The organism is Roseateles sp. P5_B10 (genome assembly GCF_056400485.1).
The window spans coordinates 1-1509 of the sequence record NZ_JBFULE010001071.1 but is presented as its reverse complement, the minus strand read 5'-3'; the positions used below and the strand labels follow the sequence as shown (position 1 = coordinate 1509).

Sequence of the window (1509 nt, the reverse complement as noted above, 5' to 3'; positions counted from 1 at the left end):
CCTCTATGGCTTCGAGCCGGGCGACGTCGACGCGACACCGGAGGCCTTCGACGCGCGCACCCATCCCGACGACCTGGCGCAGATGGACAAGGACCGCGAGGACCATTTCGCCGGCCGCACGCCGCTCTACCGCAACGAACACCGCGTGCTGGCCAAGGACGGCAGCTGGAAATGGATCCTGAGCCGCGGCATGGTCATCGCGCGGGACACGGCCGGCCGGCCGTTGCGCATGGTCGGCACGCACACCGACATCACCGATCGCAAGCGCCAGGAGGCGCTGGTCTGGCAGCAGGCGCGTGTCGACACGCTGACCGGCCTGCCCAACCGCCGTTCGCTGCGCGAACGCATCGAGCGGGCGCTGGCCCTGCGCGCGCTGCGCGGCGACGAGCTCGCCGTGATGTTCGTCGACCTCGATCATTTCAAGGAGGTCAACGACTCCCTGGGCCATGACGTCGGTGACGCGCTGCTGGTGCAGGTGGCGGGGCGGCTGCAGGAGCACATGCCCCCGGGCGGCGTGGTCGCGCGCATGGGTGGCGACGAGTTCACCGTGCTGCTGGCGACGGATCAGGCGGTGCTCGCGGCCGAGCGCGTCGGGCACGACCTGCTGGAAGCCTTGTCCGAGGCCTTCGAGGTCGCCGGCGAGCGGGTCTATGTATCGGCCAGCATCGGTGTCAGCCTGGCGCCCCGCGATGGCGTCGAGATCGAGGCCCTGTTCAAGCATKCCGATCTGGCGCTGTATGAAGCCAAGGGCGCGGGCCGCAACCGCATGAGCCTGTTCACGCCGGCCCTGCACGAGGCCGCGCAACGGCGCGCCCGGCTGGTGGCCGAGTTGCGCGAGGCGCTGCGGTTGTCGCAATTCAGCCTGGTCTATCAGCCCATCCTGTCGCTGCAAGACCCGACCGCGCCGCCGCGCAAGGCTGAGGCGCTGCTGCGCTGGTCCCACCCCCAACTGGGTGACGTCAGCCCGGCCCAGTTCATCCCGATCGCGGAGACCAGCGGCTTCATCGTCGACATCGGCGACTGGGTCTTTCGTGAGGCCGCAGCCCAGGTGCTGGCCTGGCGCGCGGCGGGGCACGAGGGCTTCCAGATCAGCGTCAACAAGTCACCGGTGCAATTTCTCGGCGAGCGCAGCCACCGTGTGCAGCCGGACTGGGTCACGCATCTGCGCGGCCTGGGATTGCCCGGCGACGCGCTGGCGGTGGAGATCACCGAAGGGCTGCTGCTGGAGCGCGATGAAGCGGTGGCCGAGCGGCTGYGGGCGCTGCGCGAGGCAGGGTTGGCGATCTCGCTGGACGACTTCGGCACCGGCTATTCGTCGCTGAGCTATCTGCAGCATCACGACATCGACACCGTCAAGATCGATCGCAGCTTTGTCGCCGGGCTGGAGAACGGCGGCAAGGCACTGGCGCTGTGCCGGGCCATCGTGACGATGGCGCATGAGCTGGGGATGGAGGTGGTGGCGGAAGGGGTGGAGACGGAGGCGCAGATGGTGGCGCTCAGGGAGATGGG

The 1509-nt window shown here is 69.3% G+C and carries 1 protein-coding gene; it reads left to right on the top strand.

Features of this window, described 5'->3' with window-relative positions; translation table 11 throughout:
• Window positions 1-1509: putative bifunctional diguanylate cyclase/phosphodiesterase (locus AC1DU6_RS30890; RefSeq protein WP_477861925.1), on the top strand; the 1509-nt coding region annotated here is incomplete at both ends.